Annotated in this window: 12 protein-coding genes; 6 read left to right on the plus strand and 6 right to left on the minus strand. The window is 59.9% G+C overall.

The annotated features are described in order from the left end of the window. Nucleotides 1-155: 155 nt before the first annotated feature. The 6 genes from WI754_RS17565 to WI754_RS17590 all read right to left on the minus strand — a co-directional run bounded on the left by WI754_RS17565 (nucleotide 156) and on the right by WI754_RS17590 (nucleotide 8,172). Nucleotides 156-989: a response regulator gene (locus WI754_RS17565; RefSeq protein WP_349434745.1), complete on the minus strand. Its 834-nt coding sequence runs from the start codon at nucleotides 987-989 to the stop codon at nucleotides 156-158. 220 nt (nucleotides 990-1,209) lie between these two features. After that, entirely contained in the window at nucleotides 1,210-1,473 is a 264-nt protein-coding gene (locus WI754_RS17570; protein WP_349434746.1) for a hypothetical protein, read from the minus strand. A gap of 286 nt (nucleotides 1,474-1,759) precedes the next feature. Beyond that, nucleotides 1,760-4,321, minus strand: a complete 2,562-nt coding sequence (locus WI754_RS17575; protein WP_349434747.1) for an FAD-dependent oxidoreductase — start codon at nucleotides 4,319-4,321, stop codon at nucleotides 1,760-1,762. A 159-nt stretch (nucleotides 4,322-4,480) separates the two neighbouring features. After that, entirely contained in the window at nucleotides 4,481-7,012 is a 2,532-nt protein-coding gene (locus tag WI754_RS17580; protein ID WP_349434748.1) for a mechanosensitive ion channel family protein, read from the minus strand. 145 nt (nucleotides 7,013-7,157) lie between these two features. Further along, nucleotides 7,158-7,718, minus strand: coding sequence for a DUF924 family protein (locus WI754_RS17585; protein WP_349434749.1), 561 nt, complete (start codon nucleotides 7,716-7,718; stop codon nucleotides 7,158-7,160). Nucleotides 7,719-7,917: 199 nt separating this feature from the next. Further along, the gene (locus WI754_RS17590; RefSeq protein ID WP_349434750.1) at nucleotides 7,918-8,172 is read right to left on the minus strand and encodes a hypothetical protein; all 255 of its coding nucleotides are present in this window, start codon (nucleotides 8,170-8,172) and stop codon (nucleotides 7,918-7,920) included. Nucleotides 8,173-8,459: 287 nt separating this feature from the next. Here WI754_RS17590 and WI754_RS17595 point away from each other — a divergent pair, with 287 nt between their 5' ends. From WI754_RS17595 to WI754_RS17620, 6 genes are all read left to right on the plus strand, one after another. Beyond that, nucleotides 8,460-8,747, plus strand: coding sequence for a hypothetical protein (locus tag WI754_RS17595; protein WP_349434751.1), 288 nt, complete (start codon nucleotides 8,460-8,462; stop codon nucleotides 8,745-8,747). Nucleotides 8,748-9,100: 353 nt separating this feature from the next. Continuing rightward, the gene (locus tag WI754_RS17600; RefSeq protein WP_349434752.1) at nucleotides 9,101-10,126 is read left to right on the plus strand and encodes a sulfate ABC transporter substrate-binding protein; all 1,026 of its coding nucleotides are present in this window, start codon (nucleotides 9,101-9,103) and stop codon (nucleotides 10,124-10,126) included. 6 nt (nucleotides 10,127-10,132) lie between these two features. After that, on the plus strand, nucleotides 10,133-10,990 hold the full coding sequence (gene cysT / locus WI754_RS17605; RefSeq protein WP_349434753.1) for a sulfate ABC transporter permease subunit CysT: 858 nt from the start codon (nucleotides 10,133-10,135) through the stop codon (nucleotides 10,988-10,990). Continuing rightward, on the plus strand, nucleotides 10,980-11,867 hold the full coding sequence (gene cysW, locus WI754_RS17610) for a sulfate ABC transporter permease subunit CysW (protein WP_349434754.1): 888 nt from the start codon (nucleotides 10,980-10,982) through the stop codon (nucleotides 11,865-11,867). Before cysT ends, cysW begins: the two co-directional genes overlap by 11 nt. A 14-nt stretch (nucleotides 11,868-11,881) precedes the next feature. Continuing rightward, complete coding sequence (locus WI754_RS17615) at nucleotides 11,882-12,919, plus strand: sulfate/molybdate ABC transporter ATP-binding protein (RefSeq protein WP_349434755.1); 1,038 nt, start codon at nucleotides 11,882-11,884, stop codon at nucleotides 12,917-12,919. 200 nt (nucleotides 12,920-13,119) lie between these two features. Next, on the plus strand, nucleotides 13,120-15,168 hold the full coding sequence (locus WI754_RS17620; protein WP_349434756.1) for an acyltransferase family protein: 2,049 nt from the start codon (nucleotides 13,120-13,122) through the stop codon (nucleotides 15,166-15,168). Nucleotides 15,169-15,217 lie beyond the last annotated feature (49 nt).

A 15,217-nucleotide genomic window follows, 5' to 3' on the forward strand; every position in this document is an offset into this window, starting at 1 on the left:
CGATAATGGATGCCATGCGTAGACTGACGCCGCGTTCCATCCCCTCGTCGCGTCACATCATCAAATCCACTTGCGATTGCAATTTCGTTAATTACTCAGGCCGAACGGCAAAAATCGCCGCCCGCGTCCAGAAAATGTTACGCTTCGTGCCCCTCTCAAGCTTTGCGGGCAATTTTTGCACCCAAAGTCTGGATTTTCGTCAAGGTGTCGAGGTTCTGGTTCACGCGGCAGTAGAACTCCTCGTTGACGAACGGGCGCAGCATGAAATCGTTGCCGCCAGCCTTCAGGAACCGTGCGGACAGTAGCCGGTTGTCCGAGGACGAAACACCGATGATCCGCAATTGATGCGGCCCATAGGCTGCGCGGATGCGGCGCGTCAGCTCGAAACCGTCGATATCGGGCATGTTGTAGTCGGTGATCACCAGGCCGATATCTGAATGCTTCTTCAAAAGCTCAAGGGCGGCAGCACCGCTTTCGGCCGAACTGGTACGAAAATTGTAGCGCTTCAGCTGCGTCGTCAGCAGCGCGCGCGCCGTCGGGCTGTCATCGACGATCAACACGTGATGCCGGTGGTTCGTCAGGAACCGGCAGACAGATTCGGCCAGCATATCGACGGCAAAAACACTGTCCTTGATGACATAGTCGACAATATCCTTGGCAAGGATCGTTTCGCGCGTGCTTTCCTGAAAGGTGCCCGTGAAGACGATCGTCGGCACGCTCATGTCGATGAGATAGGACAATGCCTCGCCGTTCTCGGCGCCGGGGAGATTGATATTGGAAATGGCAAGCGTTGCCGGAAAGGACGCGTTCTCGACCGAAAACTGCAGATCGTCATAGTCACGGCAGACGATCACGTCGATGTCGAGAAGCTCCTTGAGCCGCTTGGAGACCATGGCGGAAAAAAGATTGGAGTCTTCTGCAAGCACAATGCGATGCTGCTGCAAGGATTCACCGGAATAGTACATTCCGGACACGCCGAAAAATGACATTGCTCGCCTATCTGAAAAGATTGTCCCCGAAGACCAAGCTACGCAGAAAGGTTTTCGCAGTCGTTAATTGCTTGCTGAAATACGCGATCAACTTCAGGCAAAGGGAAAGCCAGCCTCAGACCGCTTTTCAAGGCTGTTCGAGAGCCTCTCGCATATCCCAACTTTCAGCATCGCCATTGCCGAAAGGCAGTTTGACCCAGCCACAGCGTTCTCATCGATATTACTTCACGACGGCCGACCCGTTGACGATCTCGATGGTTTCATCGCCTTGCAGACCGATGCGGTCGCCGCTCGGCGTCGTGATGAAGCAGCCGCTGGGGCAGATCGATTCCGTGCCGCCGGCACTGATTGCCACTTCCATACGGCTTTCGCCTTCGACGACAACAAGCACAGCAGCCTCGCCATCCTTGTTCGTCACAGTGGCGGACCAGGCCGGAAAGGCCGTGATGACAGTCAAAACAAATGCACTTACGAATGTTTTCATTGCCCCTCAGCGCCACGGCGCCGCCCCTCTTGGCAGCTCGCGGTTCCGGGCGACATGCCCGGACGAGACGAGACACCCCTTCAGCCCGACGTCAGCGTAACGCACGCCGGAAGAATTGCATGATAAATATTGCAGGTCGGCTGAATAGGGTCTGAATGGCCCAGGGGAGGAGACCACGAACGCTCGGGCATCCCCATAGCTAGCGGTTCGGCACAGCGAAAAAAGCGCGCCGGCCGGTTTCGGGCAGGCGCGCTAGGTCGCTAGCAGGTCGGATCGCCTTGGAAGATCAGGTCCGCGGCTTGAGGTTTTCCGGATCGTAGAGCGGCTTGTAGCCGACGCCGGCGACCTCGACCGGATAGGTCTCGCCGAAATATTCGACGTTCAAGGTGCGGCCGACCTGGCAGTATTCCCATGGCAGATAGGCGAGCGCGATGTTCTTGCCGATTGTCGGGCCGAAGGCGATCGACGTGGTGTAGGAACGGCGGCCGAGGCTATCGATCAGGACTTCGCCGCTCTCCGGATCCATGACTGGCAGCGAGCCGACCGGATAGCGTTTCACCCCCTTGGCATCGGTGTTCTCGGTCATCACCAGCGTGCAGAGCATGGCCGGCTGATGGTCGCGGGCCTTGTATTCGAGATGCTTGGCCTTGCCGCGGAAATCGGCTTCCTTCACCTTCGGGCGGGCGAGGTCGCATTCGATCAGGTTGTATTGGGTCAGCAGGTCGGCATTCTGCAGACGCAGGCTCTTTTCCATGCGGCGCGAGTTTGCATAGGTCTCGACGCCGAAGGCCATGACGCCGGTGGAGCGCAGCGCATCCCAGACGGCCAGGCCGTCCTCGTACTTCATGTGCAGTTCCCAGCCCTGCTCGCCGACATAGGAGATGCGGAAGGCAGTGACGTGTCTGCCGTCGATCTGGATCTGCTTGATCGCGGCGAAAGCGAAGTTCTCGGGATCAAGCCCAGCCGGATCGGCGACGACCTTCTTCAGCGTCTCGCGGGCATTCGGGCCCCAGATGCCGATGGTGATGAACTTCTCCGTCACGTCGGTGATGGTGACGTCAAGGCCCCGGTCTTCGGCGACGCGCCGCATATAGTGGAAGTCGCGCGGGCCGGCATCGGCGCCGTTGATCAGCCGGCAACGGTCGGCCATGCGGATGACGGTGAAGTCGGCGCGCACCATGCCCTCATCGTCGAGGAAGTGGGTGTAGATGCCCTTGCCGATATTGCCATCACCGCCGATCTTGGCAGCACACAGCCATTCCAGAAGCTCGACATGGTCAGGTCCCTCGATGTCCACCATGTGAAAATGCGAGAGATTGACGATGCCGCAATCCTCGCTCATCGCCAGATGCTCGGCATTCGAGACGCGCCAGAAGTGGCGGTTGTCCCACTCGTTCTCGCGAACCGGCACGCGGTCGCCATACTTCTCCAGGAGGTGCTCGTTGGCGGCATAGCCATGCGCACGCTCCCAGCCGCCGAGTTCCATGAAGTAGCCGCCGAGTTCCTGCTCGCGCTCGTGGAAGGGCGACCGTTTGACGCCGCGGCTGGAGGCATAGGGTTCGCGGGTATGCACGGCCGGGAAGTAGATCTTCTGGGCGGCCTCATAGCAGCGGTTGGCGATGAACTCTTCCGTCAATTGGTGCGGATAGAAGCGCGCATAGTCGATGCTGTTGTGGTCGATCTCGGTACGGCCATCAGTCATCCAATCGGCGATCAGCTTGCCGTAGCCCGGGCCGTCCTTGACCCAGATCGCGACGCAGTACCAGAGGCCGCGCACCTTCTGGCTCTCGCCACAGGACGGGCCGCCGGCAGCAGACACCTGCAGCAGGCCGTTGAAGGAGTGGCCTTCATTGTAGCCGAGTTCGCCGAGGATCGGCGTCAGTTCCATGGCGCGCTCGAGCGGCTCGATGATCTGCTCCATGTCGAGATCGCGCTGCGAGGGCGACAGGCGTGCCTCGTGCTTCTCGAGCAATTCGCGCGGATGGCACATGCGCGGGTTGGTGGCCTCGTAGTAGCCCCATTCGATCTGGCCGCCTTCCGTGGTCTTCGGGTCGCCCGTGTCGCGCATATAGGCGGAATTGCCTTGGTCTCGCAGCAGCGGATAGCCGATTTCCTTGCCGGTGCCTTCGAACTCGTTATACGGACCGAAGAAGGTCAGCGGATGATCGACCGGCATGACCGGCAGGTCTTCGCCAACCATCTCGGCGATCAGGCGCCCCCAAAGACCGGCGCAGACGATGACGTGGTCGGCCATGATCGTGCCGCGATGGGTGACCACGCCCTTGATGCGGCCATTTTCGACGATCAGCGACTGGGCCGGCGTATTGCCGAACATCTGAAGCTTGCCCGACTTCTCGGCAACATCGACCAGCTTGCCCGCAACCGTCTGCGAGCGCGGAATGACGAGCCCGGCGTCGGGATCGAACATGCCGCCCATAACCTGATCTTCCTCGATCAGCGGGAACATCGCCTTGATCTCGGAGGGCGAAACATAGTGGGCGCGGGTGCCAAAGGCCTTGGCGGAAGACAGCTTGCGCTTAATCTCTTCCATCCAGGTGTCGTCGCCAGTGCGCGCCACTTCCAAGCCGCCGATGCGGGCGTAATGGCCCATCTTCTCGTAGAAATCGATCGAATACTGCGTCGTCCAGACCGAGAGATAGTCGTGGCTGGTCGTGTAGCAGAAGTCGGACGCATGCGCCGTCGAGCCGATGTCGGTCGGAATGCCGGACTTGTCGATGCCGACGATGTCGTCCCATCCCCGCTCGATCAGATGATGAGCGATCGACGCGCCGACGATACCGCCGAGCCCGATAATTACGACCTTCGCCTTTTGAGGAAATTCTGCCATTGCGTATGACCCTGATTGAATACTGGAAGCGGACTTTAGGGCTTGGCCCCTAAGGAGTAGAGCCTGTCTACGACATAATCATCATGCTGCACGACCACACTCGCGCAGTCCACGGATTGGAACGACCAGTGATTAGCTGGTTGCTCGATCGCCGAACCTTCAATCCTTGTCGCCCACCGCTTCGACGCTGACCCTGCGGGGCCGCCGCTGCGTACCGCTGCGCTTGATCGGTTCGTCGATGACCGGTAGCTCAACGGCTTCGGCGGGCGCTGCCTGTTGCGCCGGCACGTCCGACGCCAGCTCCGGCATTGGCTCCTCCGGTTCGAGTTCATCCTTGGGAAACGGCGCCCCCAGCCCCTCCTCGCGGAAACGCTCGTAGATTGCCAGCCTGAGATCGTTGCGCACCCCGTTGCCGTTGACGATATCGGCAAGGTAGACGCGCAATTCGAAGGTCATGGTCGTTTCGCCGAAGGTCGTAAAGACTGCCAACGGCTCGGGGTTCTTCAACACCAGCGGATGGGCGGCTGCAATCTGCAGCAGCGTGTCCATCACCTGCCGGGGCACCGCGTCGTAGCCGACAGTCACCGGAATATCCGACCGGCCGAGCTTGTTGCGATGCGTCCAGTTACCGACGGAAGCGTTGATGAACAGCGAGTTCGGCACCATGATCGTCTGGCGCTGGAACGTCTCGATCTCGGTTGCGCGAACCGAGATGCGCCTTACGAAACCTTCCGTCGTGCCCGTCACCACCCAGTCTCCGACCTTGAACGGCCGTTCGACCAAGAGAATGAGCCCCGAAACGAAGTTGGAAACGATGTTCTGCAGACCGAAACCGACGCCGAGCGAAAGGGCGCCGGCAACCAGCGCCAGGTTCGAAAGATCGAGCCCCGCCGCGGAAATGGCCATCAGGCCGGCGAGCCCCAAGCCGAGATAGCCGACCCCGGTCTTCACCGAATTGCGAACGCCGGGATCGATGCGGCTGCGGGCCATGACACTGCCGTCGAGCCAACGCTGGAACCAGCGGGTGACGACATAAACCGCAGCAAACAGCAATATCCCGGCGAGAATACCGGTAATGGAAATGGTGATGCCGCCGATCTTGATTTCCGTGAAGATGCGATAGGCCCACGCCTGGATATCGGCGATCTGGAAGCCCCACTGCAAAAGGACGAGCGGGATGAAGAACAGGACAACCAGCGCATAGATGCCGAGACCTGCAACCAGTCCCGCCTGGTCGAGCCCGATCTGCTCCATCCGGAAACGCTTTTCGAGATACCGACCGACGACCGTGTCGGCGAGCGCATTCTGTTTGGCGACGGCCTTGCCCGTCAGGATGCCGATGTACATCGTCACCAGGATCGCACCGGTCATGACGATCTGCGTCGCAACGAAACGGGCAAGACCGACGTAGCCCGACAGCGCAGCAATGATCAGCGCAGCGCCGGTCAAGACGAACAGCAGCCAAACGGGGCGCGGCCAGGGCTTGCCCTGACTATCCAGCGTTTCGCCCGCCGCAACGATCGGCTTGATCAACGACATCGCCATCAGAATCAGGCCGGTGATGATCGAGGCGATCAGGCTTTTGACGACAGTGAGGATGATCGGGGATCCCATCACTTCGCTGATCGTGCCGGCCAGATAATCGAGACCATTGACCGCCGTCATGGCAAAGATCGACCACACCAGCAAACGCGCACCGCGATCGGAAACGCGCACAAGGCGCCAGGCGCCCTGCCGGGGCGCAAGAACGGCGTTCGACAAGGTCGAGACAAACAGCAGGGCGACACAAATTGCCAAGGTGGCCGAAACAATCGGCGCAATGTCGGGCCGCAGCACATTGAACACTTGCAAGAAAAAGTAGCTGGTCGTCGCAAAGGCCGCCATCGCCATTGTCGGTATCATCGTTGACCAGAACGCCACCGACAGGCGGGTGATGTAGCCCGGTTCGTCGTTCAGGACCTCGCGGTGGATAAACGGAGAAAACACCCGGCGTGTGCCCGCAAGGAGGACGAGCGCGGCGCAAAGCGACAGGAACAGAGCCGAAAGCAATTGCAAACGCTTGAAGTTCCACGCGAAGGTCAGCCAGCTGCCGACCGTGCGCATGAATGTCTCGCGTTCCAGGCTGATGGCGGCGATCGCATCCATCAGCGTAGTCCGGTTGATATCGGTATGCTTGAGCAGCGTGTTGCTGAACAGAGCGCGCCGCGTCGCCGTGATGCCGTTGGACAGCTTTGTCGCCTGGATCGACAGATCCTCGGCGGTTCCCGTCAGCGCGTTGATCTCACCACGTTCGGCGAGAAGGCGTTTGCGCTCCTCCGTGACGACCCCGGCCTCGGGCGGTGCGCCCTCCGCCGGCGGATCGCCCAGCTCCGTCAGCCGCGCCTTGATTTCATCCAGGCGTGGCCGGGTGGCGACCGAGGTAGCGATAATCTGCTTGGCCGTCGCATCGACCTCGACCTTGAGCTCGGCAAGGCGGTTGTCATCATTTTTAGCCTGCGTCACAAGATCTGTCAGCCGCGCAAGGTTCTTGCGAGCAGTCTCAAGTTGCTCGCCAGGCTTCGCCTGTGGGCTCGCCACTTCCTCGGTCTGCCGGGGAATGACATTTGTGGCCGGTTGCTGCGCCATGACGGGCGCCGGGGCCGCAACCATCCACAACAAGCACAGAAGGGTGGCAAAGAGTTTCGACGTCATCGGCAAACACATTATCCTTTTCCGGCGTCCGGCGCTGCGAACCAGAATCGAAGCGCGGCTCAGACGGTTGGGCGTTGCATAGGCCGGGGCGTCGCCAGATGCAAAAACCGATTTTGGTATCGCAGCAGTTGATCCTTCGCGCGCATCAGAACCGCGAGCCCGGTTGAGACAAGAAGTCGATCTCCGCTGCCGTGGAAACGCGGCCCAAAATAGCGTTGCGATGCGGGAATCGGCCGAATTTCCGGATGATCTCGCAATGACGGATGGCAAAATTGAGGTAGTCGGCATCGCCAAGGTCAGTGCAGAGCTTCACCGATCGTGTCTGATCAACGAGATCTTCCGAATGTTCAAAGGGAAGATAGAGGAATGCACGCTGATCGATCGTCATCTCCCGATCGGCCCCCGCATCGACAGCAAGGCGTGCCTCTCTGAGTGCCAGACCGTCTGTCGCAAAAGCCAGCGGCGAGGCCCGGTACATGTTGCGCGGCATCTGGTCGAGAACGATGACGGCGGCAAGCCGGTTCTCCGGCGTCTCCCGCCACTCGGCACCAACCACTCTCGAAAGCGCCAGATGCGTCGTGCGAAACCGCCTGTCGCATTGCTCGTCCAGCCACACAGGCGGATTGAACCAATGTTCCGGACGCAATTCATCGAACCAGAATGACAGGATCTCGCCCGGTGTGCATATGTCGGCGGCATCCGCCATAAACGCCTCCCTTTCTCCTAAATTCAGAACCGCGCAGCACCATTCCTGGCCGCCAACAGACATGGGCCGAACAGACATGGGCCGAACAGACATGGACCAAACAGATATAGGCCAGACATAGGAATGCGTCCGAGGGTTTCGATGGCGCGCTTCAAGGTGTTGATCCAACCGCCCCGAAGTCACCTTGCTTTGGGGAAATTTATCTCTCGCGCAGCAGGCCCGGCAAGGCATTCCCGCCCGGCCCATATTGCCGCCTGCCGGTTTCACATGCAATTTCCGCGTTACCGCGGCGAATTGCGCCTTCCCGGGCATTGGCCATGGCGTCGATGAGATCATAATCGCGGTTGGATTTTCCGATTTTCTGGCCGATGGCGAAAGCAGTCACCGAAACCGTATCCATCTCCAGCGCCGGACATACCCGGGCGAAGGCGACCACATCGGCGATCTTTTCCATCACGTCTTCGCGCGCGCCCTGGGTTGCCGCCAAGGCTGGGCTGGAGAGGGAAAGAAGCAAGCTGGAGGCAAGGAGTTTTCGTTTCATGACAATCAAGTCTCCGTGAAACCTCCCATATTCATTCTTGCTGATTCTCTGATATTCGCAATACCACGCGATTCGGCACTGCAAGCCTCGCGTAACGCGGGCCGCGCTCCAAGCCATCCTCTGAGGGCTGGAAAATATCCGCGCAAACACTATGTCCGCAAAAGGAGGGGGGACCAAGATATTCCCCGGGGAGTTGTGCGATGAAAACGATAATCATTACGGCTTTTGCCGCGCTGTTCGTGGCGTCCTGTGCGCAAACGCAATCCTCCAGCGAAGTCGAACCGATACCGGGCAGTATCACCTATGGCGGGCAGCCCCGGACCAAGCTGACCAAGTCGCCGATCGGCAGCACGTTCAGTCACTCGTTCCTGGATCAATACGGTAATCGCTGGAGCGAGACCTACCAGATACAACCCGATCGCTCGCTCAAGATCATTGCAAGACGGAGAATCGTTGATTTCACGCTGGACCCAGGCGGCCGATTGTAGGACGTTCCGGGCGTGGGTGCTCAAATGGCCCGCTTTTGGTGCATCGCCCAGGCCCGAGCGCGAATCGGATCGGGGAAATCGATAGGGTTATACTCGACCGGTCGCTGAAGCATGTCGCCCGCCAATATGGTTTTGGCGGCTTTGCCGAGGATTGACGTTCCGCAAGGCACCGCGGTGTGGTAGCCTCCCTTGGCAATGGCTCAGGAGCCTGATGCCGCTACGAGGCAAATGATTTCGGCATTGGCCCATGCCAAGGGCAGGACTTTCTCCCTGTGATCGGGGAAAGGAAAACTTCTGCGTTATAATATCCCACTTAATGAATAGAGTATGCCTGCTTAACAACGGAGGTAGACATGCGAGCGAAACAACTTACGAGACTTTTTACGGTGGCGCTTCTCGCCAGCAGCATCCAGATCGGCGGACTGGGTTTCGCGTTTGCCGATACGACGATTCTCAATGTCTCCTACGACCCGACCCGCGAACTCTACAAGGATTTCAACGCGGCCTTCGCTGAAAAGTGGAAGGCGGATACGGGCGAGACAGTGACGATCCAGGCGTCACACGGGGGATCCGGCAAACAGGCGCGTGCCGTCATCGACGGGCTGGAAGCCGACGTCGTGACATTGGCGCTCGAGGCCGATATCGACGCCATCGCCAAGGGAACCGGCAAGATTCCGGCTGACTGGAAGACCAAGTTCGAAAACAATAGCGCGCCATACACCTCGACCATCGTGTTCCTGGTGCGCAAGGGCAATCCGAAGGGCATCAAGGACTGGGGCGATCTCGTGAAGGATGACATCCAGGTCATCACGCCGAACCCGAAGACCTCGGGCGGCGCCCGCTGGAACTTCCTTGCCGCCTGGGCATGGGCACGCGCGGCCAATGGCGGCGACGATGCCAAGGCGCAGGAATATGTCAGCCAGCTCTTCAAGCATGTTCCCGTGCTCGACACCGGTGCACGCGGCGCGACGACCACCTTCGTCCAGCGCGGCCTTGGAGACGTTCTGCTCGCCTGGGAAAACGAAGCCTATCTCTCGCTCGAGGAACTCGGCCCGGACAATTTCGACATCGTCACGCCTTCCATCTCGATCAAGGCTGAGCCGCCGGTCGCGCTGGTCGACGGCAATGTCGATGCCAAGGGGACCCGTAAGGTGGCCGAAGCCTATCTGCAATATCTCTATTCCGACGTCGGCCAGAAGCTTGCGGCAAAACACTACTATCGCCCGTTCAAACCGGAAGCCGCCGACCCCGAGGACATCAAACGTTTTGCCGATGTTAAGCTCGTGACTATTGACGAATTCGGCGGATGGAAGGAAGCTCAGCCAAAATATTTTGGGGACGGTGGGCTCTTTGACCAGATCTACAAGCCAGGACAATAAGACTTTATGACCGCACGCACAGCTTCGCTGTGGCAAATCAGGCAGCCGAGCGTCATTCCGGGATTCGGATTGGCGCTCGGCGTTACTTTGTCATGGCTCACTCTCATCATTCTCATTCCTCTTTCCGGCCTCGTTTGGCGCTCCAGCGCGTTGGGCTGGGCAACCTTCTGGGAACTGGCCACCGACCAGCGCACGGTCAACGCGCTTCGCATCAGCTTCGGCACGGCCTTTCTCGCCGCGCTGATTAATGTCGTCTTCGGCGTCATCCTCGCCTGGGTCCTCGTGCGCTATCGGTTCCCCGGCAAGCGCGTCATCGACGCCATGGTCGACCTTCCGTTCGCGCTGCCGACCGCCGTCGCCGGTATCGCGCTGACGACGCTCTACGCACCGAACGGCTGGATCGGCAGCCTGCTCACGCCGCTCGGCATCAAGGTCGCTTTCACCCCGCTCGGCATCGTTTTCGCGCTCGTCTTCGTCGGCCTGCCCTTCGTCGTCAGGACCGTGCAGCCGATCATGGAGGAAATCGACAAGGAAGTGGAGGAAGCGGCGGCAACACTGGGTGCCAACCGTCTCCAGACGATTCGGCGCGTGCTGTTGCCGGGGCTTTCTCCTGCGGTTCTCACCGGTTTTGCGCTGGCCTTCGCCCGCGGCGTCGGGGAATACGGTTCGGTCATCTTCATTGCCGGCAACCTTCCTTACGTGTCGGAAATCGCGCCTTTGCTGATCGTTATCCGGCTGGAGGAATTCAACTATCCGGCAGCGACCGCCATTGCCGCCGTCATGCTTGTCATTTCCTTCGCGATGCTGTTGATCATCAACATGATTCAAGCCTGGAGCAGACGGAGGTACGGCTATGGCGCATGATGGCACTTCACCCGCCGGCACCGGAAACACCGAACTGGTGCGGGTCGCCACATCCGAGCACCGGCTGGCGCGGTACGGGCTGATCGCCGCGGCGCTCACATTCGTCGCTCTCTTCCTCGTCCTGCCGCTAGCAGCGGTGTTCACCGAGGCCATGCGCAACGGCCCCGGCGAGTTCCTCACCGTTCTGTCCGATCCGGAAACCTTTGCAGCGATCAAGCTGACGCTGCTTGTGGCCGGCATCGCGGTCCCGCTCAATCTGGTTTTCGGTATTGCCGCAGCCTGGGCGATCGCCAAGTTCGAGTTCAAGGGCAAGGCCTTCCTCACCACGCTGATCGACCTGCCCTTCTCGGTCTCACCGGTCATATCGGGCCTTGTTTTCGTCCTCCTGTTCGGCTCCCACAGCCTGATCGGACCCTGGCTGCAAAGCAACGGCATCCAGATCCTGTTTGCCGTACCCGGCATCGTGCTCGCTACCGTCTTCGTCACCTTCCCCTTTGTCGCCCGCGAACTCATCCCGCTGATGCAGGAACAGGGTACGAGCGACGAGGAAGCGGCGTTGTCCTTGGGTGCAAGCGGCTGGCAGACGTTCTGGCACGTGACGTTGCCCAACATCAAATGGGGCCTGCTCTACGGCGTCCTGTTGTGCAACGCCCGCGCCATGGGCGAGTTCGGCGCGGTTTCCGTCGTCTCCGGCCATATCCGCGGCCTGACGAACACCATGCCGCTCCAGGTGGAAATCCTCTACAATGAATATAACTTCGTTGCCGCCTTTGCGGTCGCAACGCTTCTCGCCCTGCTAGCTCTCGTCACCCTCGTTCTGAAGTCGCTGCTCGAAATGAAATACAGTGCCCAGATCGCTGCCAGCCGCCGGCACTGAAAGGTCAAGTTTACATGGAAGTTCGCGTTCAAAACATACGCAAGGAATTCGGTCGCTTTCCGGCGCTTAACGATGTGTCGCTCGACATTCGCTCTGGCGAGTTGATCGCATTGCTGGGGCCCTCGGGCTCCGGCAAGACGACGTTGCTGCGACTAATCGCAGGCCTGGAGAGCCCGACGGAAGGTACCGTCTATTTCGGTAACGAGGACGCCTCGCGCAAGACGGTGCAGGAGCGTAACATCGGCTTCGTCTTCCAGCACTACGCCCTGTTTCGCCACATGACCGTGCTCGACAACGTCTCCTTCGGCCTGACGATCCGCCCTGCGGGACGCCGTCCGCCAAAAGCCGATATCCGCAAGCGCGCTCTGGAACTGCTCGACCTCGTGCAACTGAGTGGCCTAGAAAAGCGCTACCCGGCGCAGCTGTCCGGCGGCCAGCGCCAGCGTGTGGCGCTCGCCCGCGCCATGGCGGTGGAGCCGAACGTCCTGCTGCTCGACGAGCCCTTCGGCGCGCTGGACGCGCAGGTACGCAAGGAGCTGCGCCGCTGGCTCCGCGAAATCCACGACCGCACCGGCCACACCACCGTCTTCGTGACGCACGACCAGGACGAGGCGCTGGAACTCGCCGACCGTGTCGTTGTCATGAGCAAGGGCAAGATCGAGCAGATCGGTACGCCGGACGATATCTACGACACGCCAAACTCGCCCTTCGTCTTCGGTTTCATCGGCCAGTCGAACATTCTTCCGGTCCGTGTCGAAAACGGCCAGCTTTGGCTCGAGGACCGCTCGATCGGCGTCAGCGCACCTGGCGAAGCCGACGGCCCCGCGCAGCTCTATTTCCGCCCGCACGACATAGAATTGCTCGATGGCTGCGGCGGCTGCATTGCCGGTATCGTCGTCCAGACCCGGCGTGTCGCCGGCACCCGCCACGTCGAGCTCGATATCGGCGCAGCCAATACGAAGGTCGAAATCGAACTGCCACCGGAAAAGGCAACTTCCGACCGGTCTCGCCTCGCCTTCAGGCCGACCCGCTGGAAACTGTTCCGCGACTGACCAGGGCCCCGATCAGCTTGAGATCACCCCAGGGCTCCCCTGGGGTGATGCCGCCATTGCCGCGAAACACCGCATTTCTCCTTCGCAACAAATATGCTGTTGCTTTGACACTTGTTTTCACAGGAACAGCTTGATCCGCGGTACCGAGCCGTCGCATCCTGCCGGGCTATCACGCCTGTTTTAATCGCTGCAGGGCCGGAATGAACTACAGACGCGAAATAGATGGGCTGAGATCGGTAGCGGTCATTCCGGTGGTGCTATTCCATGCCGGCTTCCAGCAGTTCAGCGGCGGGTTTATCGGTGTCGATATCTTCTTCGTCATCAGTGGTTATCTGATTACCTCGATCATCATCGCGGAACGGGAAAAAGACACTTTTTCACTGCTGAAATTCTACGAGCGTCGGGCGCGCCGCATCCTTCCCGTGCTCTTCTTCGTACTCTTGTGCTGCATGCCGTTTGCCTGGGCCTGGATGCTGCCTGACCAGATGACGAGCTTCGCCACAAGCATCATCTCGGTCTGCCTGTTCGCTTCCAACTTCTTTTTCTGGGGTGAGAGCGGCGGCTACTTCGCCGCGGCTTCGGAAGAGCAGCCGCTGCTGCACACCTGGAGCCTGGCGGTGGAAGAGCAGTACTACATGCTGTTTCCATTGTTCGTGATACTGGTCTGGCAATTCGGCCGCCGGGCGCTGATCGGTGCTATCGCGGCGATCGCCGTCGCCAGTCTGCTGCTCGCCCAGTACGGTTCACAGAATTTTGCGACGGCAAATTTCTACCTGCCGCACGCGCGCGCCTGGGAACTGCTGGCCGGATCGCTCTGCGCCTTCGCGCTGGCGGGCGGGCGGCAATACAAAAGCAACATTCTATCCCTGACGGGGTTGGCGATCATCGTCTTCTCGGTTTTCGCCTACGATCAGGCGACCCCCTTTCCGTCCCTTTATGCACTCGTCCCAGTTCTCGGCGCCGCCTTGGTCATCCTGTTCGGATCGGAGGAAACGATAGCGGCACGCTTGCTCTCGACGCGCCCAATGGTCGGCATCGGCCTGATCAGCTACAGCCTTTATCTCTGGCATCAACCGGTGTTCGCCTTCGCGCGCATCCGCAGCTTGACCGAACCTTCCGCGCTGGCGATGGGCCTGCTTGCACTTGGCTGTTTTCCCCTTGCCTACCTTTCCTGGCGTTTCGTCGAGACACCGTTCCGCAAGGGCGCCAAAACAACACTTCTGCCAAGGCCGGTCCAGATTCTGAGTGCCGCTGCAGTCACAGCCTTGCTGTTCATCGGGACAGGCTTTTACGGTCTTTCCAACGGCGGCCTGCAATTCCGCTTGCCGCGGGAGGCGCAGGCTGCGCTTGCCCAGGAGCGTCACGACCCCGTCATGGACACATGTCTGTTCGACAAGGGCGAGGCATCCCTGCCCCATCCGGTTCGAGATTGCCTGACCAAACATTCAGCCGGCAGCAAGACGATCCTGATAGGCGATTCTCATGCCGCCGCACTCGCCGGAGAAGCACTCCGCGTCTTCGACGCAAATGACGCCGATCTCTATGTGATGACCCATTCCGCGTGCGTCGGCTTTTCCGGGTTCTACGTTTCCAGTCCAAAATACCGGTTGCGCTGCAATTCCTTTTTCACCGGCATAGAGGACTATATTCGCAAGAGCGATACGACGACCATTGTCATGGCAAACCGCTGGAGCCTTTATCTCGACGGCACGCCCTTCGACAATGGCGAGGGCGGCATCGAGCTTCTGAAACCCACCTACGTCGATCTCTTCGACCGTGTGGGTGAGCAGGCGAGGCAGGACGATCCGGCGCGCAAGGCCCGCGTGTTGAAACAATATGTGGCTGATATCCAAAACTATCTCGATGCGGGCCGCAATGTGGTGCTCGTCTATCCGATACCGGAAGCCGGGTGGAACGTGCCGGAACTTGTGGCGAAGAGCGCGATGACCGGGCGCAAAAAACTGGAGTTCAGCACCAGCTTTGAACGCTATCTGCAGCGAAACCAGGCAGTCATCGCCGCCTTCGACGCCATCTCCCACCCCAATCTCTTCCGCGTGAAGCCTAGCGATTTCTTCTGCAGCACCTTCATCAAGCAGCGATGCATCAACAGCGTCGACGCCGACAGGGTTTTCTACTTCGACGACGATCACCTGTCAGATGCGGGCGCCGCGCTGGTCGTTCCAGCGCTGTTGGACGCTGTGCGAACGATCAGGGAGCGTGACGTGGGACCTACGCTGGTCAAGAAATAGGCCACAACTCCTTGCCTTAGAAAGGCACGAAACCGCACGCTTGCTGACG

Source organism: Pararhizobium sp. A13, assembly GCF_040126305.1.
Taxonomy (GTDB): domain Bacteria; phylum Pseudomonadota; class Alphaproteobacteria; order Rhizobiales; family Rhizobiaceae; genus Pararhizobium.